This window comes from Vreelandella salicampi, assembly GCF_013415105.1.
GTDB lineage: Bacteria > Pseudomonadota > Gammaproteobacteria > Pseudomonadales > Halomonadaceae > Vreelandella > Vreelandella salicampi.
Window position 1 is genome coordinate 114898 of record NZ_JACCDF010000012.1, and the last position, 26972, is coordinate 141869.

At 54.6% G+C, this 26972-nt stretch carries 21 protein-coding genes; 13 read left to right on the plus strand and 8 right to left on the minus strand.

The window, feature by feature from the left end; translation table 11 throughout:
• Window positions 1-24: 24 nt before the first annotated feature.
• From fdh3B to HZS81_RS13670, 13 genes are all read left to right on the plus strand, one after another.
• The gene (fdh3B, locus tag HZS81_RS13610) at window positions 25-639 is read left to right on the plus strand and encodes a formate dehydrogenase FDH3 subunit beta (protein ID WP_179931114.1); all 615 of its coding nucleotides are present in this window, start codon (window positions 25-27) and stop codon (window positions 637-639) included.
• An 11-nt stretch (window positions 640-650) separates the two neighbouring features.
• On the plus strand, window positions 651-1706 hold the full coding sequence (locus HZS81_RS13615) for a formate dehydrogenase subunit gamma (protein ID WP_179931115.1): 1056 nt from the start codon (window positions 651-653) through the stop codon (window positions 1704-1706).
• Between the two features lie 118 nt (window positions 1707-1824).
• Window positions 1825-2157 (plus strand): DUF1244 domain-containing protein, encoded by a 333-nt coding sequence (locus tag HZS81_RS13620; RefSeq protein ID WP_179931116.1) that lies wholly within the window; start codon window positions 1825-1827, stop codon window positions 2155-2157.
• Between the two features lie 4 nt (window positions 2158-2161).
• Window positions 2162-2683: a molybdenum cofactor biosynthesis protein B gene (gene moaB, locus HZS81_RS13625; RefSeq protein WP_179931117.1), complete on the plus strand. Its 522-nt coding sequence runs from the start codon at window positions 2162-2164 to the stop codon at window positions 2681-2683.
• A 92-nt stretch (window positions 2684-2775) separates the two neighbouring features.
• Entirely contained in the window at window positions 2776-5838 is a 3063-nt protein-coding gene (locus HZS81_RS13630; RefSeq protein WP_179931118.1) for a type I restriction endonuclease subunit R, read from the plus strand.
• Window positions 5839-5855: 17 nt separating this feature from the next.
• Window positions 5856-6701, plus strand: a complete 846-nt coding sequence (gene dinD / locus HZS81_RS13635) for a DNA damage-inducible protein D (RefSeq protein WP_179931119.1) — start codon at window positions 5856-5858, stop codon at window positions 6699-6701.
• Window positions 6698-7945: a restriction endonuclease subunit S gene (locus HZS81_RS13640; protein ID WP_179931120.1), complete on the plus strand. Its 1248-nt coding sequence runs from the start codon at window positions 6698-6700 to the stop codon at window positions 7943-7945. Before dinD ends, HZS81_RS13640 begins: the two co-directional genes overlap by 4 nt.
• An 8-nt stretch (window positions 7946-7953) precedes the next feature.
• Window positions 7954-8751: a hypothetical protein gene (locus HZS81_RS13645; RefSeq protein WP_179931121.1), complete on the plus strand. Its 798-nt coding sequence runs from the start codon at window positions 7954-7956 to the stop codon at window positions 8749-8751.
• Complete coding sequence (locus tag HZS81_RS13650; RefSeq protein WP_179931122.1) at window positions 8748-11912, plus strand: DEAD/DEAH box helicase; 3165 nt, start codon at window positions 8748-8750, stop codon at window positions 11910-11912. The genes HZS81_RS13645 and HZS81_RS13650 overlap by 4 nt, the downstream gene beginning before the upstream one ends.
• On the plus strand, window positions 11912-13027 hold the full coding sequence (locus tag HZS81_RS13655; protein ID WP_179931123.1) for an AAA family ATPase: 1116 nt from the start codon (window positions 11912-11914) through the stop codon (window positions 13025-13027). Before HZS81_RS13650 ends, HZS81_RS13655 begins: the two co-directional genes overlap by 1 nt.
• Window positions 13024-14643: a type I restriction-modification system subunit M gene (locus HZS81_RS13660; RefSeq protein ID WP_179931124.1), complete on the plus strand. Its 1620-nt coding sequence runs from the start codon at window positions 13024-13026 to the stop codon at window positions 14641-14643. Before HZS81_RS13655 ends, HZS81_RS13660 begins: the two co-directional genes overlap by 4 nt.
• 149 nt (window positions 14644-14792) lie before the next feature.
• Complete coding sequence (locus tag HZS81_RS13665; protein ID WP_179931125.1) at window positions 14793-15782, plus strand: IS481 family transposase; 990 nt, start codon at window positions 14793-14795, stop codon at window positions 15780-15782.
• A 71-nt stretch (window positions 15783-15853) separates the two neighbouring features.
• Window positions 15854-17056, plus strand: coding sequence for a molybdopterin molybdotransferase MoeA (locus HZS81_RS13670; protein ID WP_179931126.1), 1203 nt, complete (start codon window positions 15854-15856; stop codon window positions 17054-17056).
• Here HZS81_RS13670 and HZS81_RS13675 read toward each other — a convergent pair.
• The 8 genes from HZS81_RS13675 to HZS81_RS13710 all read right to left on the minus strand — a co-directional run bounded on the left by HZS81_RS13675 (window position 17039) and on the right by HZS81_RS13710 (window position 26857).
• Complete coding sequence (locus HZS81_RS13675) at window positions 17039-17446, minus strand: hypothetical protein (RefSeq protein WP_179931127.1); 408 nt, start codon at window positions 17444-17446, stop codon at window positions 17039-17041. The genes HZS81_RS13670 and HZS81_RS13675 overlap by 18 nt on opposite strands.
• Window positions 17447-17451: 5 nt before the next feature.
• Entirely contained in the window at window positions 17452-18003 is a 552-nt protein-coding gene (locus tag HZS81_RS13680) for a chemotaxis protein CheW (protein WP_179931128.1), read from the minus strand.
• The gene (locus HZS81_RS13685; protein ID WP_179931129.1) at window positions 17993-19645 is read right to left on the minus strand and encodes a diguanylate cyclase; all 1653 of its coding nucleotides are present in this window, start codon (window positions 19643-19645) and stop codon (window positions 17993-17995) included. Before HZS81_RS13685 ends, HZS81_RS13680 begins: the two co-directional genes overlap by 11 nt.
• 23 nt (window positions 19646-19668) lie before the next feature.
• On the minus strand, window positions 19669-20025 hold the full coding sequence (locus HZS81_RS13690) for a response regulator (RefSeq protein WP_179931130.1): 357 nt from the start codon (window positions 20023-20025) through the stop codon (window positions 19669-19671).
• Between the two features lie 73 nt (window positions 20026-20098).
• Window positions 20099-22267 (minus strand): hybrid sensor histidine kinase/response regulator, encoded by a 2169-nt coding sequence (locus tag HZS81_RS13695; RefSeq protein WP_179931131.1) that lies wholly within the window; start codon window positions 22265-22267, stop codon window positions 20099-20101.
• A gap of 4 nt (window positions 22268-22271) precedes the next feature.
• Entirely contained in the window at window positions 22272-23750 is a 1479-nt protein-coding gene (locus HZS81_RS13700) for a CheR family methyltransferase (RefSeq protein WP_179931132.1), read from the minus strand.
• A complete protein-coding gene (gene cheB, locus HZS81_RS13705) occupies window positions 23747-24802 on the minus strand; it encodes a chemotaxis-specific protein-glutamate methyltransferase CheB (RefSeq protein ID WP_179931133.1) in 1056 nt (351 codons plus the stop codon). The genes HZS81_RS13700 and cheB overlap by 4 nt, the downstream gene beginning before the upstream one ends.
• A gap of 9 nt (window positions 24803-24811) precedes the next feature.
• On the minus strand, window positions 24812-26857 hold the full coding sequence (locus tag HZS81_RS13710; protein ID WP_179931134.1) for a methyl-accepting chemotaxis protein: 2046 nt from the start codon (window positions 26855-26857) through the stop codon (window positions 24812-24814).
• Between the last annotated feature and the right edge of the window lie 115 nt (window positions 26858-26972).

The following is a 26972-nucleotide window of genomic DNA, read 5'->3' on the forward strand; positions in this document are numbered from 1 at the left end:
TCCGCGCCGTCAAAGGAGAACACCATGGCTCAAATGAAATTTATGTGTGACGCAGAGCGCTGCATCGAGTGCAACGGTTGTGTCACCGCCTGTAAAAACGCCAATGACGTCGAGTGGGGCATTCAGCGCCGCCGCGTGGTAACCCTAAACGACGGCGAAGCCGATGAAATGTCGATTTCCGTGGCCTGTATGCACTGCGATGACGCGCCGTGTATGGCAGTCTGCCCGACCGATTGTTTCTACAAAACCGATGACGGCATCGTGCTGCACGATAAAGACCTGTGCATCGGCTGTGGTTACTGCCTCTATGCTTGCCCGTTCGGCGCGCCACAGTTTCCTCAGCAGAACGCCTTTGGCGAGCGCGGCAAGATGGACAAATGCACCTTCTGCGCTGGCGGCCCGGCGGAAAGCAAAGAAGAAGAGTACGAAAAATACGGCGCCAACCGCATTGCCGAAGGCAAGTTGCCGCTATGCGCGGAAATGTGCTCCACCAAAGCCCTGCTCGCGGGCGATGCGCAGGAAGTGGCCGACATTTTCCGTCAGCGTGTGGTACACCGCGGCCACGAAGACGGTGCCTGGTCTAACAACCAACGGGCCAGTGCGGACAACCTCGCCTATGATGCTGCCCGTAAAGGGTAAGGAGGTCCATCATGAACCTGATACGTTCAGACCTATGGCGGTGGTTGTGTCTGGCACTCGCGCTGGTGGCAAGCGTGGGTTTTACCCAGCTTGCGATGGCTCAGGCCGACCCTGAACGCGAGATGACCACTGCCGCCCCTGCCATTGATGCGGATCAATGGCGTCAAGTGCGCAGCGGTGAAACCGGTGCTAACTACCGTGATTCGCGTGCTGACAGCAATTACAATTTGATCAATGCCAGCGGTGAAACCTGGCGCCAGCTGCGTAACCGCTGGGTGTCGCCCTATGGGTTGATCGTGGTGCTAGGGATGGCCGGGGTAATCACGCTGTTCTACCTTATCATCGGGAGTAAGCACCTAGATGAGGAACGTACCGGAAAAAAACTCTTTCGCTGGTCGCTGTTTATACGCTCGCTACACTGGACAGTGGCGTCGCTTTTTATCGTGCTGGCGCTCACGGGCTTAAACTTGCTGTATGGCAAGTTTGTGTTCCGCACGCTGTTTGGCGATGCTTTCTGGGCGAGCATGATTTCCGGCTCCAAGTTGCTACACAACTACCTGGGGCCCATCTTCGGGATCTTGCTGGTGGTGCTGCTGCTCAAACTGCTCAAAGACAACATGCCGAAAAAGCATGACTTGGAATGGTTCAAGAAAGGCGGCGGCTTAATCGGCAAGGGCCATGTGGATGCCGGCTTTGCCAACGGTGGGGAAAAAGCATGGTACTGGTTATTGGCAACCGTCGGGTTGCTGGTGATCGCCAGTGGCTTTGTACTCGATTTCCCCAACTATGGCCAGGGGCGCGACACTATGCAGTGGGCCAATATCATTCATGCGGTGGGTGCACTCGGCTTAACGGCGGTGTCGCTGGGGCATATCTATATCGGCACACTTGGCACCGAAGGCTCGCTGGAAGCCATGACCACCGGTTACGTAGATGAAACCTGGGCCAAAGAGCACCACAACCTTTGGTACGACGAGGTCAAGGATCAGGCGCTTTCCGAAGAGGAAGTTGCCGCGCAAAAAGGCACTAAGGGGACGGGTGACACAGCACCATCACAGCCAAGCTAAATTCCTCCCTTAGGTACGATTTTGTTGACCTTTGACACCGCCTACGGGCGGTGTCTTTTGTTATGCTTTATGCAGCTGATGCACAGCGCCTTAGCCTTTATGAATCTCAGGAGTCACAATGCAGCAGTTTGATGATGCGACCCGTACTGAGCTCGAAGCCGCCGCTTTTCGCCGCCTACTCCAACACCTAGATGACAATAAGGATGTTCAGAACATCGACCTGATGATTCTGGCCGATTTCTGCCGTAACTGCTTGTCCAAATGGCTCGTCAGCGCTGCCGACGCGCGGGGCGAAAGCCTGAACTACGAAGAGGCCCGCGAGTACGTCTACGGTATGCCCTACAGCGAGTGGAAAGAGAAATACCAAACGCCTGCCACGCCCGAGCAGTTAGAAGCTTTCGACGCCCGCCAAGCGCAGAAAAAAGCCCGTTCTCAAAGTCAAAAGGAGTAATGCCATGAGCGAGGAAATGATCCCGTTAAACGTGGCGGTGCTGACCATCTCCGATACCCGCACGGAAGAGACTGACCGCAGCGGCCAAGCGCTGGTCGAGCGCGCCACGAGTGCCGGCCACCGTGTGGCGGAAAAGCGTATCGTGGCGGACGATGTTTACCAGATTCGCGCGCTAGTGGCAGCCTGGATCGCCGACCCCGAGGTGCAGGTGATTATCACCACCGGCGGCACCGGCTTTACCGGCCGAGACTCCACGCCCGAGGCGGTGTCTGTGCTGCTAGACAAGCGCATCGAAGGTTTTGGTGAGCGGTTTCGCCTGCTTAGCGGCGAGGAGATCGGCAGCTCCACCATCCAAAGCCGCTGCCTCGGCGGGCTCGCTAATGCCACGGTGATTTTTTGCCTGCCAGGCTCCACTGGCGCCTGCCGCACCGGCTGGGACGGCGTTCTCGCCGAACAGCTCGACAGCCGCCATAAGCCCTGCAACTTTGCCAACCTGGTAATTCCCGAGCGGGGGCAGCATGGCTGATAGTTTTACTTTTGCGTGTTTGTTGTAAAGCACATTCGAGGTTGGCCTTGATACGCTGATATTGTGGTGGTCAACGTGGAAAAGGGAAAAGGATGACACTTAAAGAACGCGACATCGAGCAGAGCCTCTTAAAAAAACTCGATGAGCTCAAATATACCTATCGGCCCGATATCTGTGATAAGGCCAGCTTAGAACAAAACTTCCGCGAAAAATTCGAGGCGCTTAATTATGTGCGGCTCACCGATGCTGAGTTCGCCCGGCTACGCGATGATATTATCAATGCCGATGTATTTCAGGCCGCCAAATCCCTGCGAGAATACGGCCATTTTCAGCGCGAAGATGGCACGCCGTTGGATTACATGCTGGTCAACCTCAAGGACTGGTGCAAAAATGACTTCGAAGTTGTTAACCAGCTGCGAATCAACACTGATAATAGCCATCATCGCTACGACGTGATCCTGTTGATCAATGGCCTGCCGGTGGCGCAGATTGAGTTGAAAACTCTCAGCATCAACCCACGCCGTGCGATGGAGCAGATCGTCCAGTACAAAAATGACCCCGGTAACGGCTACGCCAATACGTTACTGTGCTTTATGCAGTTGTTTATTGTTAGCAACCGCAGTAATACCTACTACTTTGCCAATAACCACAGCCAGCACTTTTCTTTTAACGCCGATGAGCGCTTTTTGCCCATCTACCAACTGGCAAGCGAAGATAATACTAAGATTACGCATCTTGATGACTTCGCCGAAAAGTTCCTTGCTAAATGCACGCTGGGCCAAATGATCAGCCGTTATATGGTGTTGGTGGCCAGCGAGCAAAAGCTGATGATCATGCGGCCTTATCAAATCTATGCGGTTAAGGCCATTGTCGATTGCATTCACCAAAACCGGGGCAACGGTTATATCTGGCACACCACCGGCAGTGGCAAGACGCTGACTTCTTTCAAAGCGTCCACCTTGCTCAAGGACAACTCAGACATTGAAAAATGCCTGTTTGTCGTGGATCGCAAAGACCTCGACCGGCAGACCCGTGAGGAATTTAACAAGTTCCAACAAGGCTGTGTAGAGGAAAATACCAATACAGAAACCCTGGTGCGCCGCCTGCTCTCCGAAGACTACGCCGACAAGGTGATTGTCACCACCATCCAGAAGTTGGGCTTGGCATTAGATGAAAACAGCAAGCGCAACCAGCAGCACAAAGAGAGTGGTCGACTTACCTATAAAGAGCGGTTAGAGCCATTGCGGGACAAGCGGATGGTGTTCATTTTTGATGAATGCCACCGCTCCCAGTTTGGCGACAACCACAAGGCCATCAAAGCGTTCTTTCCCAAAGCGCAACTGTTTGGCTTTACCGGCACGCCCATTTTTGAAGACAACGCCACCTACAAGCAGATCGACGGCACGGTAGGTTCCTACCGAACCACCGAGGATATTTTTGAAAAGCGGCTTCACGCCTATACCATTACCCACGCCATTGATGACCGTAACGTGCTGCGCTTTCATATTGATTATTTCAAGCCCGAAAGCGCGAACCTGGAAACACCTGAAAAAGCGGCCAAGGTGTCCAGTAAGGGCAAAAAGCAAACCCAGGTCAAACCCAGCGAGACTGTCACCCAGCAAGCGGTCGTTGAGGCAATTCTGGACAAACACAATGCCGCCACCAATCAACGGCGCTTTAACGCCATACTGGCGACGGCTTCCATCAATCATGCCATTGCGTATTACGAGCTGTTCAAGCAGATACAGGCTGAACGCCTAGCGCAAGATCCAGCATACCCAGCATTAAATATCGCTTGCGTGTTTTCACCACCTGCTGAGGGCAACAAAGACGTTAAGCAACTGCAAGAAGACCTGCCCCAAGAGAAAGCCGATAACCAGCAAGATCCAGACATAAAGAAAGCAGCGCTCAAAACCATCATCGACGACTACAACACGCAATACGGCAGCAACCATACGATTAACGAGTTCGACCTTTATTATCAGGACGTGCAGCAGCGCATCAAAGACCAGCAATACCCAAACAGCGACTATCCGCACAAAAACAAAATCGACATCACCATCGTAGTGGATATGCTGCTGACCGGTTTCGACTCCAAATACCTCAATACTCTGTATGTGGATAAAAATCTCAAGCACCACGGTCTGATTCAGGCCTTTTCACGCACCAACCGCGTACTTAACGATACCAAGCCCTACGGTAATATTCTCGATTTTCGTGGTCAGGAAGCGTCAGTAGACGCCGCCATTGCGCTGTTCTCCGGCGAGGACAAGAACCACTCTCGCGAAATATGGCTGGTAGATCCAGCGCCCCAGATTATTGAAAAATATGAAGAAGCGGTAGCGGCGATGGGTGAGTTTATGGAGCAAAGTGGTCTGGTTTGTGAACCCCATGCTCCCTATAACTTAAAGGGCGATACGGCGCGCATTGAATTCATTAACCGCTTTAAGGAAGTGCAGCGCCTTAGAACACAACTCGACCAGTACACCGACCTGGATGAAGCGCAAAGAGAAAAAATTAATACCCTTTTGCCTGAAGATGATCTGCGTTCTCTACGAAGTTCGTACCTGGAAACTGCCCAGCGCCTTAAGGCTCAGCAGGGTAAGAGCGGCGAAGAGTCCAGTGAAGCACAGGAAGCCATCGAACAGCTTGACTTCGAGTTCGTGCTCTTCTCTTCAGCAGTTATTGACTACGACTACATCATGGGGCTCATCGCACGCTACAGCCAAAATACACCTGGCAAGCAAACCATGAGCCGCGATCAGTTGGTCAACATGCTGACCGCGAGCAGCAACCTGATGGACGAGCGCGATGAGATTGTCGCCTACATTAATAGCCTGCAAGCAGGAGAGGGGTTGAGCGAGCAGGCCATCCGTGACGGCTACCAAGCCTTCAAGGCACAAAAGGCTGACAGTGAGTTGAGTGAAATGGCTGACAGGCACGGCTTACAGGCGGATACGCTTAAAGCCTTTGTTGAAGCTATCTTCGACCGAATGATTTTTGACGGTGAGCACCTAAGTGACTTGTTTGAACCGCTGGAATTGGGTTGGAAAGATCGCACAAAAGCAGAGCTGGCATTGATGGAAGAGCTGGTGCCCTTTTTGCAAAAACAAGCGCAAGGACGTGAGATTTCTGGGTTGGCGGCGTATGAATAGTAACTGGGGAGCACATCATGAAAAATGAAGTAATTCAAACGCTGACGGACAGTTTCGAAGGGCACGCCCAGCAGACAGAAAACGGCGTGGAGTTCTGGCTGGCAAGAGATTTGCAGCACCTTCTTGGCTATGGCAAGTGGGACAATTTTCAGGCTGTGATATCTAAAGCCAAAACCGCCTGCGAGCTCTCTGGTCATGCAATCGCTGACCATTTTGCCGACGTCGGGAAAATGGTCGAGCTTGGCTCCGGCAGCCAGCGCGAGATCAGTGACATTATGCTGACACGCTATGCCTGCTATCTCATTGCTCAAAACGGTGACCCAAGAAAACAGGAAATTGCTTTCGCCCAAACCTACTTTGCCATGCAAACTCGCAAGGCAGAGTTGATAGAGCAGCGCTTGCTGGAAGCTGAGCGGGTGTCAGCGCGCAAGAAGTTATCTGCCACGGAGAAAGAACTGTCGGATATTATCTTTGAACAAACCGGCGGCAACCAGAATTTTGCTTTGATCCGTAGCAAAGGTGATACCGCCTTGTTCGGCAAAAATACCAAGTCGATGAAAGCCCAATGGCAGGTCCCAGATAATCGCCCGCTAGCGGATTTCGCCCCTACGATTATTCTCAAAGCCAAAGACTTTGCCACAGAGATTACTATTCACAATGCCCGTGAACAGTCGATGACTCGCGAGCCCCAAATTTCGCAAGAGCATGTCACCAATAACCAAGCCGTGCGCCAAACCCTGATTGACCGTGGCATCCGCCCGGAAAGCCTGCCACCCGCTGAAGACGTGAAAAAGGTGGAGCGCCGCCTGACAACAGCCGAAAAGAAAGCAATTCAAAATCCTGACGGTCTGGAAGAGAAATGAGCGAAGAGCAAGCATTGGTGCCCAGTCTGCGCTTTCCTGAATTCCGGGACTCGGGGGAATGGGTGGTTAAAAAGCTTGGTGACAAAGACATATCAAGTTTTGTTAAGAAACGAGTTTCAGTCAATAATTTGGAGTTAGATAGTTATGTTAGTACTGAGAATATATTGCCAGATTTTGGTGGCATAAAAGGTGCATCTAAGCTCCCACCTTCGGGTTCATTTACAAGCTATAAACCTGAAGACATATTGATCGCCAACATCCGCCCATATTTGAAAAAAATATGGGTAGCGGATAGGAATGGCGCTGCATCAAATGATGTGGTTGTTGTGCGTCCAATGAAAGGGATAATAGGCTCATTTTTATCTTCGCTCCTGAGAAGTGATTCTTTCATAGACTACGTAATGAAAGGAGCAAAGGGCGTAAAAATGCCAAGGGGAGATGTTTCCTTGATGAAGGAATATTCCCTTGCAGTACCATGCCCGAAAGAACAAAAAAAAATCGCTGATTGCCTCTCGTTGCTCGGTGCGTTGATCTCAGCGCAAGCGGAAAAACTCGATGCTCTTAAAACTCATAAAAAAGGACTGATGCAGCAGCTTTTCCCCCGCGAGGGTGAAATCAATCCTCGCCTGCGCTTCTTAAGGAAGGAAACATGGGATATAGCCAACTTGTCTGAGGTTACTTTCTTTCAGGAAGGACCAGGGATTATGGCCGTTGATTTTCGTGATGAAGGTGTACCACTTGTTAGGCTGGCCGGTGTAAGTGGAGAAGTCGTCACTCTTGATGGGTGCAATTACTTGGACCCTGAAAAGGTCGCGCAGAAATGGTCACATTTTCGACTTAAGATTAATGATCTAGTAATTTCAACAAGCGCGACCTTTGGGCTCATAGCTATTGTAACTAACGAAACTGCTGATGCGGTATTTTACACTGGACTTATTCGATTCAGACCTAGATGTGACATGCTTTATCTGGGTTACCTCAAGGCTTTTCTTGGAAGTCCGTGCTTTAAGAGACAAGCCGCTGCTGCGGCAGTTGGTGGAGGAATAAAACACTTTGGCCCTACACACCTGAAACAAATGGATATCCCACTCCCATCAGTGGCAGAACAACAAAAAATGGCCGGCTGCCTTTCATCCCTCGACACACTGATCGCCGCACACACGGAAAAACTCGACGCCCTCAAAGCCCATAAAAAAGGCCTAATGCAACAGTTATTTCCTAGCCCGGAGGCTGTCAGCGCATGAGTCGAGAAATGCCACCGTTACTTCAGACTAATACTGCCTATCAATCGGCCACAGGCTGCGTGGTTTGGCAGGGTGAATGCGCGCAAGACGACGCTGAACTGGCAGCTTTTTTGCAAGGGCCTGTGGCTGCCCGCCTAAACGATACGGCAGGCGGTGAGGCCCTGCATGAGCACTTGCGAGGCCTTAGTCTTACCGGCATGGGGCAGGATACGCTGGCAACGGTGCTGGCAGCAGAGGTGCCGGAAACACGGGACTGGGCAGCGGGCGAAGCACTCGCAGAGGCTGTGCTTGAGACGCATCATAAGGTAAAGCTGCCGTGGAATAATGAACGCGATAAGCGCAATCCCTTTGCCTCGCTCCCTGGAGCGGATATCGTTGGCTTTCAGCGCGACGGTGACTCCCATCGTCTAGCCTTGGGGGAGGTTAAATGCTCGTCTGAAGCCAAATGGCCGCCCCAAGTGATGCACGGTAGAAGCGGCATGATTCACCAGCTTGACTTTTTGGCCAACGATCTAGGAACCATCAATCAGTTATTGATGTGGCTTTTGCCGCGAGTAAAACATACTGAGCACGAGGAAGCATTCAATGCCGCCTGTACGCGCTACCTTAATTCAGGACGTCGTGATCTGGTGCTGTTTGGAATCCTGGTTCGAGACCAAGAAGCCCGCGAATCTGATTTGAGCGCCCGTGGCCGTCGTTTGGCAAGCAGCCTAAGTGGCCCAACCCATTGCCAACTCGTTGCCCTCTATTTGCCTTGGCCCATTGCGCAGCTTCCCCAAGCAGTTGGCCAAGGAGGTGTTACATGAACCACTGGCTATTGGATGCGATGGACGAAAAGCGGCGCGTAGCTTTACGCGAGGCGGACCGTGTGCAGTTTTACCAAGAGATGGGGCGAGAAGTGCCCGATTTCGACGTGGAAACCCTGCGCGATACGGCTGCTGCGCTGGAAATTGCGGTGTTGGACCTAGAGGTGGATCGGCTTTCCGACGACCTCGACCGTCGCCAGTTGTCACGCCAAGCGGCGGGGGATGCCTTTCGCCTATTACGGATGTTACCAATCCCCACTAACTCGATGGCGGCAGGCACCCATTTGTTAAGGGCTTCGGTACTCGCTGTGCTTGGCGACCGAGGTGCCGATGCTGCCCGCTGGCTGCGCGCTCTGGGCGAGGCGCAACAATGGCCCACTATGCCGCAGGATGCGGCGGATTGGGGTGAACGCTGCCGGGCCACGCTTACTGACGTATGGCTGCGGTTGGTGCGTAAAAAAGGCTGGCAAGACCGCGATACTGTGCTTGAGCGAGTAGCAGCGCTGCGCACTGCACAGCAGGTATTCGAGCGAGAGTACCTGAACGCCTTTGAACCTTTACAGGCCAAGCGTTCGGCGCTGGAACTGATCGCCATTTACCACTTGGCAAAAGCGGCGGATGTCTTGGCCCATTACATCACTGATGGTGTGGTGGACGGCAGCCACCAGATTCAGCCTTTGCTCGACTCCCACTTTGATCGTGCTATCGAAGCCTGTGAGGCCGCGCAGCTCATTGAGCTGGGGCCGCTCATCCGATTGCTAGCGCGCGCTGCTGCTCAGATGGCAGATAACGCTTTGTGGACGGTGACACGAGCGGTGAATTCTCGGGTGACGGAGTTTGTGCGTGAGTTGGTGAGCCGGGGGCGTGGTGACCGAGCCCTGTTCGATGTGCTGCCTCCACAACGCCGCACGCTGGCTGAGCGTGGTTTGCTGGGTTCCAGCCGCCGCGCAGTGGTGGTGAGCTTACCCACCTCCAGCGGTAAAACACTGATTGCCCAGTTCCGCATGCTGCAGGCGCTGAACCAGTTTGAAGACCGTAAAGGTTGGGTAGCTTACCTGGCACCCACGCGCGCCTTGGTCAATCAAGTGACACGGCAACTACGCCGTGATTTTCAGTCACTGAGTTTGCCCGTTGAGCGAGTCAGCCCGGCGATGGAAATCGACGGTGTCGAATCCGGCATGCTAATGGAGGCGCAAGAGGATACGCAGTTTCGAATACTCGTCGCTACGCCTGAAAAGTTCGATTTGATGTTGCGCCAGGGTTGGGAGGAACAGATTGGCCGCCCCTTGACGCTGGTTGTGGTCGATGAGGCGCACACCATTCAAGAGGGTGAGCGAGGCCTGCGGCTGGAGCTGTTACTGGCTACCATTAACCGAGAATGTCGTGATGCCCAGTTTTTACTGCTCACGCCTTTTATTCAAAATGCCCGCGAAGTGGCCCGCTGGCTGGGCGGACAAAATGCGGAAGACATTAGCCTGGGCGTGGATTGGCAGCCTAATGACCGCGCCATTGGTATCGTTAGTCCGGTGGATGATGGTGCCCTGAAAGGCCGCAGCCGTAATTATCGATTGGATTTCCAAACGGTGCATACCTCTCGCCATACCATCGACTTGGATGATACGTTTTCATTGGGCAAAGAGGGTGAGCTGGCTAGCACACTGTCGAAATCAAAAGATGTGGGTACTTTAGCTGCCATCGCAGCGCGTAAGCTCAAAGTGCGTGGCCCCGTGATTGCTATGCACAATCGACCGGATTACGTTTGGAAGCTTGCCGAAAAAATAAAATCCGAACGGATCCAAGAACTGTCTGACGACGTGCGTTTTGTACAAAACTATGTGGCAGCCGAATTAGGCTCTCAATTTCCTTTGGTTGATCTGCTCTCGCATGGTGTGGGCGTGCACCACGGTGGATTACCCGAAGAAATACGCATGCTGATGGAATGGCTGTTTGAGAAAGGGAAACTCGATGTGCTGGTGGCTACTACCACCATTGCTCAGGGTGTGAACTTTCCTGTTAGCGGAGTGGTTATGGCCGCCACAGCCTACCCCTATGGTCAATCGATGCCGCCGGAAGATTTCTGGAATATCGCTGGGCGAGCCGGTCGTGTTTCCCAAGGCCAGCTTGGCGTAGTGGCACTGGTGGCTAAAGATGAAAATGAAGTGGCACAACGCCGAGATTTTATTTGTCGTGCTACGGGAGACCTGAATTCTGCATTGATCCAGCTTGCGCAAACCACTGCAGAAGAGCTTTCCGATTTAGGTGGAATCGTTTATCGCCATCCAGAATGGTCGAGCTTTCTTCAATACCTTGTGCATACCTATCGACAAATGGGAGCACCGGCCAACTTTGCCGACCAAATTGAGCAAGTTTTACGGGGAACGCTGGGCTTTGAAAAGCTGCGGACATCGAATAGCCGAATAGCCAGCCAATTATTGGGCGGCATTCGGAGTTATGTTTCTTATATTGCAAGTCCTCAACAACCCTTGAAGCTGGTGGATAGCACAGGTTTTTCTCTGCAGAGCATTCGCACAGTGATGACGCATCGCGGCGATATCGGCCCTGATTCATGGAATCGAGAGCGCTTGTTCAGTCAAGGTGACCATACCCTTCAAGACATGATGGGCGTACTGTTACGAGTTCCTGAGCTGCGCGGCAATCTGGAAGCCGTTCTGGGTGGCAAAACACATGACGGGGATAAGCTGGCGCTTATTTTGAAGGATTGGGTGAATGGTGAAGAGTTGACAACAATCGCCACACGCCATTTCCAAAAAGAAGGTGATGATGACGTAACCGCCTTGACTAAATGCGGGCAGAACCTTTTTGGAAAGCTCGCACAAACCTCTTCCTGGGGTTTGAACGCGTTAATGGCAATAACAGCCTCGGATTTGCCGGACGAAGAACGCAGTAGGCTGGCCAACCTTCCTTCACAGGTCTTCTACGGCGTTTCCACAGACGAGGCCATCACGTTGCGTCTACTCGGCGTTCCTCGCCGGGCGGCAGCACCCTTGGCGCAGGCGTTGAACTTGAAAGCTGGAGAATCCTTGCCATCCATCCGTCAGCGGCTCACCGTATTGCCAGAAGAGGAATGGATGGCAGCACTCGGTACTACAGGCAGTGTCTATCGTAAAGCTTGGCATATTATGGATGGAAGAGAAGAGTGATGACCAGCCAATCTTTCGACAATCTCTCGGTGCTTGCGACGTATCTGCGACAGCGATTAGAGCAGAAAAAGTACATCCTACTGTTTGCATACAATGGAACGGGGAAAACACGCCTTTCGATGAACTTCAAAATGATCGGAAAAGTAGGTAATGACGAGGAGGAGGTGCGCGATACTCTCTACTTCAACGCTTTCACTGAAGACCTATTTAGTTGGGATAACGACTTAGATGGTGGTGCACGGCGCGTGTTAAGAATGAACACCGATTCGCGCTTTTTCAGCGGTCTGCAAGAGCTGGAAATGGAAAATCGTATCCGTCCGCTATTGCGACGCTATGCAGATTTTGATTTTTATATTGATTATGAGCAGGCTACGGTAAATTTTACCCGCGAGGTGCGGGCAACGAGTGAGCACACGGAAACCCTGGAACATATAAAGGTATCACGGGGTGAAGAAAATATATTTATCTGGTGCTTTTTTTTGGCGGTAGCTCAATTGGCAGTGGACGAACAAGAAGCCTATGACTGGGTGGACTATATCTACATTGACGATCCCATTTCATCGTTGGACGACAACAACGCCATCGCTGTTGCCAGCCACTTGGCACAGTTGTTAAAGAGCGGCAGTGGTAAAATTAAGACGGTTATTTCCTCGCATCATCACCTGTTTTTTAATGTGATGTGCAATGAACTCGGTAACGCCGAGAAGTATTTTCTTAGTAAGGAAATAGGCAGCTATCTATTGACAGATACCGGTGAGACACCGCGTTACCATCATGTTGCTTTATTGAAACAGCTGCATGGGGCTGCGGAGTCAGGCGAGATTTATACTTATCACTTCAATATTCTACGAAACATTCTGGAGAAAACCGCCACATTTCACGGCTTCAGAAACTTTTCTGCTTGCATCAAACAGGGCAGTGATGACCCAGACGGTATCCTTCATGCCCGGCTGGTGAATGTGCTTAGTCATGGCAATTACTCGCTCTACGAGCCTCAAAATATGCTGCCCGAGAACAAGGATTATTTTCGTAAAATCCTGAGGGATTTTATGGAAAACTATCGTTTTAACCCGGAACTTTTTCCAGCACCGACTCAAGAGAGCAGTAACCCATGACCAAAGAACAACTTAGCCAACTGGGTAAAACCCTCTGGGGCATTGCCGACGATCTACGCGGCGCGATGAACGCCGATGATTTTCGCGACTATATGCTGTCGTTTTTGTTTTTGCGTTATTTGTCTGATAACTACGAAGCCGCCGCTAAAAAAGAGCTGGGTTCTGATTATCCAAAACTGGAGGCAGATGACCGCCGAGCGCCTCTGTCTGTTTGGTATCGGGATAACGCCGAGGACGTGACGGAGTTTGAAAAGCAGATGCGCCGCAAGATGCACTATGTGATCCACCCGGATTACTTGTGGAGCAGTATTGCCGAGATGGCGCGCACCCAAGATGCGGAGTTGCTGCAAACCCTGGTGCGTGGCTTTAAGCACATTGAGAACGAGTCGTTTGCCAGTACCTTCCAGGGGCTATTCTCAGAAATTAATCTGCACTCGGAAAAGCTGGGCAGAAGCGCCACGGATCGCAACAAAAAACTTTGCACCATCATCAGCAAAATCGCCGACGGCATTGCGCAGTTCTCCACCGATAGCGATATTCTGGGCGATGCCTACGAGTACCTGATCGGCCAGTTTGCCGCTGGCTCCGGCAAGAAAGCAGGCGAGTTCTATACCCCGCAATCGGTGTCTACCATTCTTTCGCGCATTGTAACGCTGGATAGCCAAGACCCATCTACAGGTAAAAAGAAAAAGCTCAACCGCGTGTTGGACTTTGCCTGTGGCTCAGGATCCTTGTTGCTGAATGTGCGTAACCAGATGGGGCCGCACGGCATCGGCATGATTTACGGCCAGGAAAACAATATCACCACCTACAACCTGGCGCGTATGAATATGCTGCTGCATGGGTTGAAGGATACCGAGTTCAACATCCATCACGGCGATACCCTGGAAAACGACTGGGATATCCTCAACGAGATGAACCCGGCCAAAAAGCTGCAATGTGATGCGGTGGTGGCTAATCCGCCGTTCAGCTACCGCTGGGAACCCAACGAGGTCATGGGGGAAGATTTTCGCTTCAAAAGCCATGGTCTTGCGCCCAAGTCAGCGGCAGATTTTGCTTTTTTACTGCATGGTTTTCACTTCCTCGGCGACGAAGGCACCATGGCCATCATTTTGCCCCATGGCGTGCTATTCCGTGGCGGCGCAGAGTCGCGTATACGCACCAAGCTACTGAAGGATGGCCATATCGATACGGTTATCGGTTTGCCGTCCAATCTGTTTTTCTCTACCGGTATTCCCGTCTGTATTCTGGTACTGAAAAAGTGCAAAAAGCCGAACGATGTGTTGTTTATAAACGCAGCCTCTTCTGAGCACTTTGAAAAGGGTAAGCGTCAGAATTACCTGTTACCTGAGCACATCGACCAAATTGTCGGTACTTACCGATACCGTAAGGAAGAAGAGCGCTACGCACGCCGGGTGGGTATGGAGGAGATCGAAAAAAATGATTACAACCTCAATATCTCCCGCTATGTCAGCACCGCAGAGGCAGAAAAAGAGATTCACTTAGACGAAGTGCATAAAAAGTTAACAGAGATTGATCAACGTATCGCCAAGTCAACTGAGACACATAACACATATTTGAAAGAGCTAGGGCTGCCAAGTTTGTCGATCCATTGACTCAATGAATAATTCATAAGTCTAAAATTCTGACCTCAGAGTAAATTTAACTTCTAGGTGTGGGGTCCCTGATGATCACATGAGCTATAGAAGTTATCCTCTATTGGCCGCTAGAGAGCTTCTACAGCAATGCATCCGGGAGCAGGTCTATGGACATCAAACTGCATAAGCAAGCGACCACGACACCCAAAATCCGTGCTGAGATTCAAGCAGCACCTGCCAATATCAGTGATAGTGAATTGGCGCGCCAGTTTAACGTGACCGATTCGACGATCCGGCGCTGGCGATACCGTGACGATGTTCATGACCGACCGCACACGCGGCGTAATCTGCTCGCTACCCTGACGCCTGAGCAGGAAGAAATTGTGATCGCTGCTCGTGAATTTCTGCGCCTTGGCTTGGATGACCTATTAATTGTGGCACGCGAGTTTTTGAATCCTCGTTTGTCACGCTCAGCACTGCACCGTATGCTCAAGCGGCGCGAGGTGCAGACACTGGCGGAACTCGCCCGACAAGATGCTGGCGATGACGGTAAGCCCCGGCACAAGCCGTTTAAGGATTATGAGCCGGGTTATGTACACATCGATATCAAGCATCTCCCGCAGATGCCTGATGAACAGCAGAAACGCTACTTGTACGTTGCCATTGATCGGGCCACTCGCTGGGTGTATTTAGAGGTCAGGAACAGCCAAGCTTCCAAGGATGCGCAAGCGTTCATGACGCGTGTAGAAGAGAAGGTGCCGTTCAAGATCCAGACGGTGCTGACCGACAATGGTAAATCGTTCACGGACCGCTTCACGCGGGCGGGTGAGCGACAACCGAGTGGCCGCCATCCTTTCGACCAAGTGTGCCAAAAGAAAGGCATTGAGCACCGTCTGATCAAACCTGGGCGACCTCAGACGAATGGCATGGTAGAGCGCTTCAATGGCCGTATTAGCGACGTTCTCGCCACCCGTCGGTATGAATCAGGCGAGGATTTGGAGCAGACACTGAAGCGCTACAATTGGCTTTACAATCACCATATCCCCCAGAAGGCACTGCACCATCAGTCGCCGATCTCAGCGATGAAGGAATGGCAAATTAAGCGGCCCGAGTTATTTAATAAACGGGTAATTAATCACGCGGGACCCGACATCTAGGGTGTTTATGCGAAATAAAGGCAGTAATAAGTATTATTGCGCTACATTAGTTTGTGTTAAGCGGGGGCAGCATGGCTGAGTTGGCTTTGATAGACGACGCGCTTTCTGCGCTGCTGGCGGATATTCACCCGCTGACGAGTGAGCGCATCGCGCTTACGGATGCGCCTGGGCGAGTGTTGGCCGAGGACGTTAGCGCTCAGCTTGACGTACCGGGGTTTGATAACAGTGCGATGGATGGCTACGCGCTGCGCGCCGCTGACGCCGGCAAGCGGCTGCCTGTGAGCCAGCGCATTGTCGCGGGGGTGCCGGCCACGCCGCTTGCGCCCGGCACCTGCGCGCGGATTTTTACCGGCGGTGAAATCCCACCAGGCGCGGATTGCGTGGTAATGCAGGAGCGTGTCGAGCGCGACGGCGACGACGCAGAAATCCCGGCGGATATCCCTTTGAGTGATAACGTGCGCCGCCGTGGGCGTGATGTGCAAGCGGGCGCGACCTTATTGGCAGCTGGTACCCGCCTGGAAGCCGCTGCCCTTGGGCACTTGGCGGGGCAGGGTGTGGTAGAGGTCAATGTGCGCCGGCGCCCTAAGGTAGCGCTGCTTTCGACTGGCGATGAGATCATCGACCCGGGCAAGCCGCTGGCGCCAGGCCAGCTTTACAACTCCAACCGCCCGATGCTTAAGCGCTTGTTAGAGAACTTTGGCGCCGAAGTGGTGAGTTTGATTAGCGTGCCGGATGATTTCGCGCAGACCGTGGCGTTGTTGCAGCAGGCTGCTGAAGACGCCGATGTGGTGGTCAGCACCGGCGGCGTTAGCGTCGGCGAGGAGGATCACGTTAAAGCGGCGCTGGAGCAGCTTGGCGAGCTTAACCTCTGGCGGCTGGCGATTCGCCCCGGCAAACCGCTGGCGCTCGGGCGCTTACCCAATCCTAGGGGCGAGGCGCGTTTTGTGGGGCTGCCGGGAAACCCGGTATCGAGCTTTGTGGGCGCTTGGCTCTTTCTGCGCCCGTTGATGGGGGCGCTTTCGGCTTGCCTGGCGCTTGCGTCGTTGCCAGAGATCACCGCCCGCGCAGGGTTTGTTACCTCGACCGGCCCGCGCCAGCACTACATGCGCGTTCGGCTGCACTTCACGCCGGAAGGTGCGCTGGCAGATGCATTTGAGGATCAAAATTCAGGGGTACTCTCCTCCTGTATTGACGCCGACGCGCTGGCGGTCATCCCGCCCGAAACGCAGGTCAACGAGGGCGATAGCGTGGCCTGTTTATGGTTCGGCCGTTAGATCAGAAGATGACAGCCAGGTAAGGGCCTCTGGATAGGCCAGTTTCGCGCCATCGAGCAGTAAACACGGTGTTTGGTCTTCTCGCCAGCCGATACCGCACAGCGCCGGATGCGTGCGTGCTTTAAGTAGCGGCGGTAGGGGATGTAACTGTGTGGCGGCAAGCGTTGTCAGGTGCACGTTACCCGCCACTCCCAGTTGCCAAGCCCCGTGAGCGTCTTTGAGCGTGAGCCAGTGCGAAGGGAGGCGGCCAACCGCAGGTGCCATCAGCAGCGCATTGGCACGGATCTGGCGCGAGACGTTGGGTGTATGGGCCATGGTGTGGACAAAACGCGCATCCAGCGCGTAAGGCGTGCTGCCCACTTCAAATGCCACAAGCGCAACCGTTGCCATGCCGTTCACCCCAAGCCGTTTTGGTAGGCGGTGAAGAGCGCGCTGGCGTCTAATAGCGCGACGGCGTCATGATCCGCTGAGTCACTTGGGGCGGATTCGCGGTATTGGAACAGGGCGGTCACATAGGGGCGTAACGCCTCAGAGAGCGAATCCGGTGGTGTTTTGAGTGCGCTTTGCGCGATGTCGCAGACGTCGTCTAGCTGATCCACGCGCACGCCGCTTGTCAGCCCCGCCGCGTTGACCATCAGAATCATTTGGCTGGCAAAGGGTGAGGATGGCGGTGTCATGCCCAATAGCGCGTGCAAATACACCACTGACTCAATTTGCCCACGCAAGTGAATCACGCCCTCCGTCGAGGCGGGTAAACCCGGCAGCGGATAAACCGGCTGCTCGCCGCCTAAGATTTCCGTCACTGCGTGGCCTGGCAAAGCAAAACGCCGTCCCTCTAGGCGAAACAGCACGAACTGCTGTGTGGGTTCCTCCCGCTCAATCGTGTCATTGCGTGTGGCATTAGGCGTTAGCGCCTCGGTGAGGGAGAGTGGGGCATCATGCGTCATACGTCACCACCTGATTACGGCCTTGGTGCTTGGCGCGGTAAAGGGCTTTGTCAGCAGTGAGACGCAGGGCTTCGGTCGAGGGCTGGCTAGGGAAGTGACTAATGCCGGCGCTGAACGTGCAGCGAAAATGCTGCTGCCCCGCATGATAATCCACGCGCGAAAAGTCGTGGCGAAGGGTGTTGATTAACTCGGCGGTGGCGGAGACGTCGATATTTTTCAGCAGTACCACAAACTCTTCACCGCCATAGCGGCCGATGATATCGGAGTTACGCAGGCGGCTTTTTAGCAGCCTGGCTAACGTGATGATGACCTGATCGCCCGCAAGATGGCCATGGGTATCGTTGACCTCTTTGAAACAGTCGATGTCGATCATGACCAAGGTGTGCTGGCTGTCTTCTCGATGGCCAAGTGCGAGTGCCTTATTGATCAACTCGGTAGTGGTACTGTGGTTGTAAAGGCCGGTCATGCTGTCACGACTCATGAGCGAGCGCAGCATACGCAGGCGCTCGGCGCGAAGACGCACGGCTGAAACCAGCTCCGTCGGCGAGACCGGTTTGGTTAAAAAAGCCTCGACGCCGGCGCTCATTGCAGATATCTGCTTTTCGCGGTCGGTTTCGGTGGAGAGGTAGATAATCGGCAAGCCCACATGTTCGAGTTGCTGACGGATAATGCTGGCAAGCTCCTCACCGGAGCATACGGGCATGTACACATCGACGAGTAACAAATCGGGGCTAAAGCGCTCAAGTGCGGCTAACGCATCGGCGGGGTGATTTACTTGCGTGACCGCCATGCCAGCTTGTTCAAGGATCAGGGTGTGATAGTCAGCGGCGTCGGGCTCGTCATCCACCACCAGCACGCGCAGTGGCTCATCCCCAGCGGGCATGGTGATTTCATCCACGGCGAGTATTAAGTCCAACGGCTTGACAGGTTTGGTGAAATAGCCATGGCAGCCAGCGCGTACCGCACTTAAGCGAGAGTGAAAATCACTGTAAGAGGAGAGCACGATTGACGGAATAGACTCGCCGGTAAGGCGCATTAAACTTTCCAGTGTTTCTGTCCCGGCGGTTTGGCCCTGGGGAAAGTGTACATCCATGATCACCGCATCCGGACGGCGGGCTAATACGGCGCTAAAAAAGCGTTCGGTATCGGTAAAGTGGACGGCTTCATGGCCGAAACAGCGCAAATGATGCACTAGCTGATCAACCTGCTCGGGTTCGTCGTCGCACAGGTAGATCAATCGTTGCTGCTTATTGTGCGTGCTACTTTGTGGTGCAGGGGGGAATTCAACGTGGTGATCAATGATATCGGCGAACTCGCCGGGATGTTGCGATGTAAGCGTTTGCACTTCTTGTTCAAGGGCGGTTAATACGCGGGCAAGCGAGGTGGTGCCGCCTGCCGATAGCGAGGTTTCTCCTTGATCAGCGAGAATGGCCAAGCGCTCGAAGCCGAGCGTTCGCCCGGTGCCTTTGATGCTGTGAAAAAAACGGTGCAGTACCGGCGCCAACCGCGCACTCGCCTCGGTTGAGGCTTGGCTCTCTTGCCACTGCGCGCTTGCTTGAGCCAAGCGTTCGGGCAACTGAGCGATAAAGCGTCGGCGAAGGGTATGAAGCTTCTTCTGTAGCGTCGCGGCGGGCGTGGGCATGACGTCGACCTGAGAAAGTGGATTTAAGGTGTTAGTGCCTGACGTAAGGTGTGAGTAAGCACTTCTTCCATATCAGCGTCTTTCTGTAAGCAAGCGGTAAGTCCTGGCGTTTGTGCCAGCGCCGCACTGGGATTTTCGCCGCTTAACAGGATAAACGGTAGCGTAACGTTCTGTTCGCGCAGGGTATGAAGAAGCTCCACGCCGCTAATCAGCGGCATGAAGTGGTCACTGACGATCAGGCCGATATCGTCATGCGTATCGAGTTGTTCCATGGCGTCCACCGCATCGCTGGCTAACAGCGTCTCATAGCCGAGCGATTCGATGACGGCAGCGGTCATTTCACCTGCAAGGGGGTCGTCGTCAATCACTAATATGTGCATAGTGTTCCCTGCCTGTACATAAATAAAACGTAGTGCCCGTCACATGCTATGTCAGAAAACGGACCACAGAGCTCTAACCTAGCAACGCCTTTAGCGTTTCCACTAAGTTATTTTGGTCAAAACTGCCCTTGACGATATAAGCATCTGCGCCAACGTCGATACCGCGGCGCCGGTCGGCCTCTTTTTCTCGTGAGGTAATGATAATGATCGGTCGGTGGCGGTAGGCGTCATTTTCACGTAGTTCAGCCGTAAGCGCAAAACCGTCCATCACCGGCATTTCCACATCGGTAAGCACGGCGTCGAACGGCTCAGCAAGCGCTTTATTAAGCCCGTCACGCCCGTTTTCCGCCAGCGTGACGTGATACCCCCAGGCTTCGAGGACGTCTTTTTCGATCTCGCGGGTATTAAGCGAATCGTCTACGACCAACACCCGGTGCGCGTTGCGTGGTGGCGTGGCCGGGGAGATCGTTGATGCGGCATCGCGGCGTGCCTGCGCCATCAGCGCGGGCACATGAAGCAAACTCACCAGCGCATTGCGTCCAAAGCTCACCATGCCGACGACCAGTGGTAACCGGCGTAGATGGGTGGGTAGCGGTTTGATAATCCGCTCGCGCTCGTCGATTAACGTCTCTACCTGCAGCGCCAGTTTATGTTGACCCTGGCGGACCACCATCAGCATCACAGGCTGTTGGGCGGAGATGGGAGAGGGAACGTCGTGACCACCTAACAACGCGGCGAGCGGTACCACGGGCACAAATTCATTGCGCAGAATCAGGGTTAGACGACCGGCTGCCTCGATAAAATCGGTCGCTTTGCGCTCGACGATTTCGACCACATGAGCGGCAGTGATGCCCACCGTTAGCGTACCGGCGCGCACGAGCAGTACCCGTAGCATGGCAAGCGATAGCGGCATACGGAGCGTAAAGCATGATCCCTGCCCCCTGTCGGTTGTGACCTGCAGGCTACCGCTTAGCTCGTCGGTGACTGTGCGCTTCACCACATCCATCCCTACCCCACGGCCGGAAAAGTCGGTGATCAGGGTTTTGGTGGAGAACCCGGGAAGAAAGATAAGCTCCAGCGTTTCCTGTTCGCTCAGTGTTTCCAGTTGTTCCGTGGTCACTAACTGCTTGGAGAGCGCTTTTTGACGTATGACGTCTAGCGCGATACCGCGACCGTCGTCGCGCATCTCCACCACTACCCAATTACCATCTTGGAAAGCCCGAAGGGTGATACGCCCCTGTGCGGGTTTGCCTGCGGCTTTGCGCTCATCCGGTGTTTCCAGGCCGTGGTCCAAGGCGTTGCGCAGTAGGTGAATAAGCGGGTCGGAAAGGCGGTCGATCATTTGCCGATCAAGCTCGATATCGCTGCCGCTCACCTCGCATATCACCTGTTTATTCAGCGTTCGGGCTAACTCGCGGGCCATGTGCGCGAGGGGGTCGAACACCACGTTGAGCGGCAACATGCGCATTTGCAGGGCACGCTCGTGCAGATCGCTCATCAAGGTGTCGTGGGCTTGCACGCTCTCTTTTAGCTCACGGCGAAACGCGTGCGCGGGATGCTCGCGCGGCAGGCTATGGGTCAGGCGGCGCGCCTCTTCCACCAAGCTATGCATATGCTGGTGGCCGGAAAGCACCTCACCCATCAGGCGAATGACGTCGTCGAGTCGCTCAAGGCGTACCCGCACAGTGTCGCTTAAGCGCAGCGTGGTAGGGGGGGGGATAGAGCTGGAAATAGGAGAAGAGGCGGCTTGGGGTGCTGTGTCGGGCGTTGGCGACGCAGGCGCGGCAGCGTCTGACGGGGTGATGTCGAGTGCCGGGGGCTCGGGCTTTAGTGACGCACTGCCAGGGCCGGGTTGTGCCGCTTGTTCTAGCGCTTGGCACAGGTCAGCGTCGGCTTGCGGGAGGGTGTCGGGGGTCGCCCCAGCGGCGAGTCGGCTGACGTTATCTTCCAGCGCGTCTACCGCTTGGTTGAGTAGGCGGATCACCTCATCATCCGGCGCTTGCGTGCCATCGCGTAGTGCGCTCAACAACTCCTCGGTACTGTGTGCGAGGGCCGTGATCGGCGTGAGCTTGAGCATGCGGGAAGAGCCTTTGACCGTATGCGCGGCACGAAAAAGCTCATCAATCTGCTCATGGCTTGCATTTCGCTGTGCAAGGGCATGGATACCGTCACGCAGGCGCGGCAGGTGATCGGCGGCTTCTTCGATAAAGCGCTGTATAAAGCGGCGAGTGTCGAGCGCCATTCCTTTAACCCCCTGCCCGTTCAGTGGTGGACGTGCTTAAGCGCCGCGCCGCCAGAAAGCGCGCATCGCCGGGCGGTAACGGTGGCGGTAGCAGCGTCATTGCGCCGCTGGCGGTAGGGCTGGCGGTGAGAATCCGCACCACGGCGGCATAGCCATTCGCCTCATAGCCCCGCGCATTGGCGTTGTCGGTGTCTAACGTACCGCTACGTGCCAACTCCGCCTGATAAAAGTGCGCGGGCCAACACTCCGGGGCACTATAAACGGCATACTTAAAGTGCTTGTAGGCAGCCTCGCTGTGCTGTTGCCAGCGTGCGGCGAGGCCGGCATAAACGCGGGCATCCACCCACCACGGCAGCTCGATCAGTAGCGCATCCAAACGCTCGGTGGCTTCTTGAAAGGCGTTGCGCTGAAATGCGAGATACGCTTGACATAACGCGGTGGATTGCTTCTCCACAGAGTCGAGCTCACCCGCTAAACGCAATGAGATCAGGGCGTCAGCACGTGATAGGTCGCCGTCAGCCAGGCATTGTCGCAAGGTATTCAGGCTCGGCGGCGAAGTGGGTGAGGCGGCTGGTGATGACGGTGTCGAGGAGACCGAAGCAGGCGCGGGTTGAGGCGCAGCGAAAAGAGGCGTTGTGGGTGCGGTGGAGGGGGGCGAAACGGCAATTGAGGCCCCCGCTTGGAAGTAAAAAATGCCCTGATCTTCACAGAGCGTCATCTCACCTAAGTCATTTCCTAACACCTCCGTTACGCCGCAGAGGAGAATACCGCCTGGGGCAAGATGATCCCGGAGACAACGTTGGATACGCTTAAGGGTCGGCGTGTCAAAGTAAATCGAGACATTGCGAAACAGAATCACATCGTACGCGTCGGTTGTCTGGGCGCGTTCATCGAGCACGTTGAACGGCGTAAATGTGACCAAACGGCGGATAGACTCGTTTAGCTGAAAATGCGATTGCGCCGGGGTGAAGTAGTGTTCGCGCAGGGCTGGGGGCAGGGCACGAAAGGCCATTCCGGCATAATAGCCCCGACGTGCTTTTTCTAACACGCCACGATCAACATCGCCGCCGGTCAGTGAGAATAAGGTGCGCGTCTGTTCACCAAAGCGCTCGTACAATAGCATCGCAAGGCTATAGGGTTCTTCACCTGACGAGCAGCCTGCGCTCAAAATGCTGACGGGCGCGCCTTTTTCCGCTAAGCGGCGTGGGAGAAACTGTTCCACCAGCCAGTGTAGGGATTCCAACTCGCGGAAGAAGTAAGTTTCATTGACGGTTACGTGGCTGACCAACGCATCGAATTGCGTATCATCGCGGTGAAGCCGCTCTAACAGCGCGGCGTCTGAGTCGAGACCGGTCGTGGCTTTTAATGCGTTGACTGCGCGTTCCAGCCGGGGTCGGGCGAGGCCATCAAGTTGCAGGCCGCAGCGCTGGTGCACCAAGGCTTGGAGCGCGGCGAGTTTGTCACTTGAGAGCTGTTCTTTCATGCGCGCGGCTCCCAACGGTGAGTGGTAAAGCCGGTTTCGCGCAACAAGCGCGCGGGTAACTTGTCTAGCGGTAGCACATGCTGGATCACGCCCGCCTTGACGGCCTCTTGGTTCATGCCGTAAATCACCGAGCTTGCTTCGTCTTGCGCCAGCGTCGTGCCGCCGGCTTGATAAATCGTGCGCATGCCATTGACGCCATCACGCCCCATGCCGGTAAGAATCACGCCAATGGCATCGGCGCCGTACACGGTGGCGACACTTTTGAGCATCGCATCGCCGCTGGGGCGATAAACGACGCCTTTCTCGCGTGTCAACAGCTGCAAGTGGTGGTTGGGGGTGACGCTTAAATCGCGCTCTGAGGGTGAGAGATAAATGTGCCCGGCGCGTAACAGATCGCCTTCAGCGGCCACCGTGACCGGCATGGCGCAGAGCGAGCTGAGCCACTTGGCCATGCCTTCGATAAAACCGTCGCTGATGTGCTGGGCAATTAAAATCGGCGCCGGAAAGTTCACCGGTAGAGGGCAAAGCAGCTGCAAAAGCGCTTGAGGGCCGCCGGTTGAGCAAGTGATCGCGACCACGCGTTGAAAGGCGCGCGCTACCTTCCTGGCATCCTCGGTGCGTATGATCGCGGGAGGCGGTAGCGTTCGGCGGCGGCGTAGTCGCGTAATGACGGCCACGCCCGCGAGCAGGCGTACGCGTTGGGTGAAACGCTCGGCATCTTCCTCAGAGGTGCTGGGTTTGGCGATGAGTTCAAGCGCACCTACTTCCAACGCGTGGTAGGCGGTCTGCGCATCCGCGCGGTCGCTGACCACCAAAATCGGCAACCCGCGGGTGTGCATCAGTTCTTCGATGGCGCTCAGACCGTCCATAACCGGCATATTGAGGTCCATGGTGATCAAGTCAGGCCGTAGTGAACGTGCCAGCGTGACGGCTTCCTGGCCGTTTTTTGCCTCACCTACCACCTGAATCTCAGGGTCGCGGGCAAGAATGTCGCGCAGCAGTTCGCGCACCATTTGGCTGTCGTCGGCGATGACCACTCGAATGTCACCCATGAGGCATCCTTAGCGGTGTGTCTCGCTTGGCGTGGGGGCTGGCGCGTCGGTAGCGAGCTGAAACTCCTGCACCAGGGCGGTAAGCTCCGCCGACATAATGATCATGTCTTCGCTGATATCGGTGATACTGCGCATCGAATGAGCGTTGCGTGAGCTGGCGGCATCAATGTCGCGCAGCGCTACCACCACCTGATTGCTGGCGGTTTTTTGCTGCTGGGTCGAAAGTGATATCTGCTGCGCGGCGTTACTGGTCTGGCTGGCGGCCTTGAGCAGGGCTTCCAAGTCTTGTGCGGTGTTTTTGCTCACCTCAACGCCTTGCTCAATGGAAGTGGCGCCTTTCTCAGAGGCGACCACCAATCGATTAATGGCGCTTTGAATCTCATCGGTGTGGTCTTCGATTTCCTGGGTAGAGTCGGTCACGCTATCGGCTAGGCGGCGAATTTCACTGGCGACGACGGAAAAACGACGCCCCGCATCGCCAGCGCTGGAGGCTTCCAACGCGGCGTTGAAAGCGATCAGTTTCGTTTGGGCCGCTAAATGGTTAATTAGCTCCATGACCTTGCTGATCTGTTTCGATTTAGCGCCGAGCGCCATGATTTCTACGAGGCTTTGCTCGTTATCGTGGCGAATATCCTGCATTTTGGTTTGCAGCGTCTGCATAGCTGCGGTGCCGGTGCGACTGCGTTCTAGCGTTTGGTTCGCGACATCGACCACTGATTGGGAGTGGTCGGCAATTTGGGTAGAGGAAGTGGATAGCTCCTCCATGGTCGAGGTAATCTCCGCCACGGAAGACGCCATTTCTTCTACCGCGGCGGCCATGGTTTGGCTCGCCTCCTGATGAATATAGTCGCGCTGGGTATAGGCAGATGTGCCGGATAGCCCGGCCGTTTTCGCCAGCCGGTCAGCCACCTCGTTAAGGGCCACGGCATTCTGCGACACTGCCTGGATGGCATGTGAGAGGCGCGCCAGAAGTTCATTGGTCTGGTTGGCTAAATCGCCAAGTTCGGCATGGTCATCGGTCTCGATACGGCGGGTCAGATCCAGGCTGTGCGTAATCTCTTTTAGCTGTCGCTGAAACCGTATCAGCGGTCGGGTGAGGGTGCCGGTCAGCGGATAGAGCACGGCAAGGCCCACCAGCAAAATCAAAAGCCCTATCCCCATGGACTCGAGTAAGCGCTGCTGAAGCGCGCTCAGGTATTCTTCTTTAGCGACTTCCACCATTAAGTAGTGCTCGAGCTCGGGTAACCAGCGTGTGCTGACCAGGAAGGTGTCGCCATCGCGGGTGACTTCTTGAACGCGCGGCAGCTGTGTGACGTCTCCAAGCAGGCGCGCGGCATCTGAGGGATTTAAGGTCGCTGTATTCGCCGTGTCGCTTTGGATCAGTGTCTCGCCTTCCGGGCTCAGCAGGGCCGCACGGCTGCTACTGCTTGGGCGAAAGTCCTTAATCAGCGCTGCAATGCGATTGAGGTTAAGCCCCGCGCCTGCCACGACCCGTGGGCGTCCGTTTTCAGCGCGGCTTTCACTGCGGAAGTTGAGGTACACAAAAGCTTCATCGGGAGAGAAAGAGTCGCTATCTAAGTTAAGTTCGTAGGCATCGCTGCTATCGGTAAAGCGGTAGTACCAGGGATCATCATCGGGATTCATGGTGCGTTGGAGAAACTCGCCGTCGCGAAGCTGGAAGTAATAGCTACGGTTTGCGTACTGCGCGGCGATAAAGAGGAGTTCGGTATCGAGTTGTGTCATCAAGCGGGAGAGGTAAGCGATTATGCTATCGCGTTCCTCTTCCGGGAGGCCGTTTTCAACCCACTGTTCGATGAAGTAGTCGTTAGCCAATGTTTCTGAGATCGCCAACGGCCGGCTGAGGCGCAGGTTAAGGTTGGCGGCAAGCCCTTCCAGCTGGGACGGAAGTCCCTCGTCGAGCAGGGTTTGAATGCGCATCTCACTATGGGCACGCGCTTGAAACCACAGTGCGGCGAGCATGGCAATAATCAGCACCGTACCAAAAGAGAGAAATAGACGCAGCCGCATCGGGAGGGTTTTCCAGCGCGCATTCATTCAGGGAGTGCTCCGAAAAGAGGATCGTATAGCGCTGATTTCAGCGGCTTTCCGCCCCCCTGTCTAGTCTAGGGGTTAAACGTTGCGGCATTATTTTTATTAATTTGTGTATAGG

What these genes read in the sequence shown, in the direction of transcription:
- HZS81_RS13695 (WP_179931131.1), bottom strand. Translation starts at nt 22,267, where the DNA reads ATGGCGCTCGACACTCGCCGCTTTATACAGCGCTTTATCGAAGAAGCC.
- HZS81_RS13670 (WP_179931126.1), top strand. Translation starts at nt 15,854, where the DNA reads ATGGCTGAGTTGGCTTTGATAGACGACGCGCTTTCTGCGCTGCTGGCG.
- HZS81_RS13700 (WP_179931132.1), bottom strand. Translation starts at nt 23,750, where the DNA reads ATGAAAGAACAGCTCTCAAGTGACAAACTCGCCGCGCTCCAAGCCTTG.
- HZS81_RS13630 (WP_179931118.1), top strand. Translation starts at nt 2,776, where the DNA reads ATGACACTTAAAGAACGCGACATCGAGCAGAGCCTCTTAAAAAAACTC.
- HZS81_RS13665 (WP_179931125.1), top strand. Translation starts at nt 14,793, where the DNA reads ATGGACATCAAACTGCATAAGCAAGCGACCACGACACCCAAAATCCGT.
- moaB (WP_179931117.1), top strand. Translation starts at nt 2,162, where the DNA reads ATGAGCGAGGAAATGATCCCGTTAAACGTGGCGGTGCTGACCATCTCC.
- HZS81_RS13620 (WP_179931116.1), top strand. Translation starts at nt 1,825, where the DNA reads ATGCAGCAGTTTGATGATGCGACCCGTACTGAGCTCGAAGCCGCCGCT.
- dinD (WP_179931119.1), top strand. Translation starts at nt 5,856, where the DNA reads ATGAAAAATGAAGTAATTCAAACGCTGACGGACAGTTTCGAAGGGCAC.
- cheB (WP_179931133.1), bottom strand. Translation starts at nt 24,802, where the DNA reads ATGGGTGACATTCGAGTGGTCATCGCCGACGACAGCCAAATGGTGCGC.
- HZS81_RS13710 (WP_179931134.1), bottom strand. Translation starts at nt 26,857, where the DNA reads ATGAATGCGCGCTGGAAAACCCTCCCGATGCGGCTGCGTCTATTTCTC.
- HZS81_RS13640 (WP_179931120.1), top strand. Translation starts at nt 6,698, where the DNA reads ATGAGCGAAGAGCAAGCATTGGTGCCCAGTCTGCGCTTTCCTGAATTC.
- fdh3B (WP_179931114.1), top strand. Translation starts at nt 25, where the DNA reads ATGGCTCAAATGAAATTTATGTGTGACGCAGAGCGCTGCATCGAGTGC.
- HZS81_RS13680 (WP_179931128.1), bottom strand. Translation starts at nt 18,003, where the DNA reads ATGACGCATGATGCCCCACTCTCCCTCACCGAGGCGCTAACGCCTAAT.
- HZS81_RS13650 (WP_179931122.1), top strand. Translation starts at nt 8,748, where the DNA reads ATGAACCACTGGCTATTGGATGCGATGGACGAAAAGCGGCGCGTAGCT.
- HZS81_RS13690 (WP_179931130.1), bottom strand. Translation starts at nt 20,025, where the DNA reads ATGCACATATTAGTGATTGACGACGACCCCCTTGCAGGTGAAATGACC.
- HZS81_RS13655 (WP_179931123.1), top strand. Translation starts at nt 11,912, where the DNA reads ATGACCAGCCAATCTTTCGACAATCTCTCGGTGCTTGCGACGTATCTG.
- HZS81_RS13685 (WP_179931129.1), bottom strand. Translation starts at nt 19,645, where the DNA reads ATGCCCACGCCCGCCGCGACGCTACAGAAGAAGCTTCATACCCTTCGC.
- HZS81_RS13615 (WP_179931115.1), top strand. Translation starts at nt 651, where the DNA reads ATGAACCTGATACGTTCAGACCTATGGCGGTGGTTGTGTCTGGCACTC.
- HZS81_RS13660 (WP_179931124.1), top strand. Translation starts at nt 13,024, where the DNA reads ATGACCAAAGAACAACTTAGCCAACTGGGTAAAACCCTCTGGGGCATT.
- HZS81_RS13645 (WP_179931121.1), top strand. Translation starts at nt 7,954, where the DNA reads ATGCCACCGTTACTTCAGACTAATACTGCCTATCAATCGGCCACAGGC.
- HZS81_RS13675 (WP_179931127.1), bottom strand. Translation starts at nt 17,446, where the DNA reads ATGGCAACGGTTGCGCTTGTGGCATTTGAAGTGGGCAGCACGCCTTAC.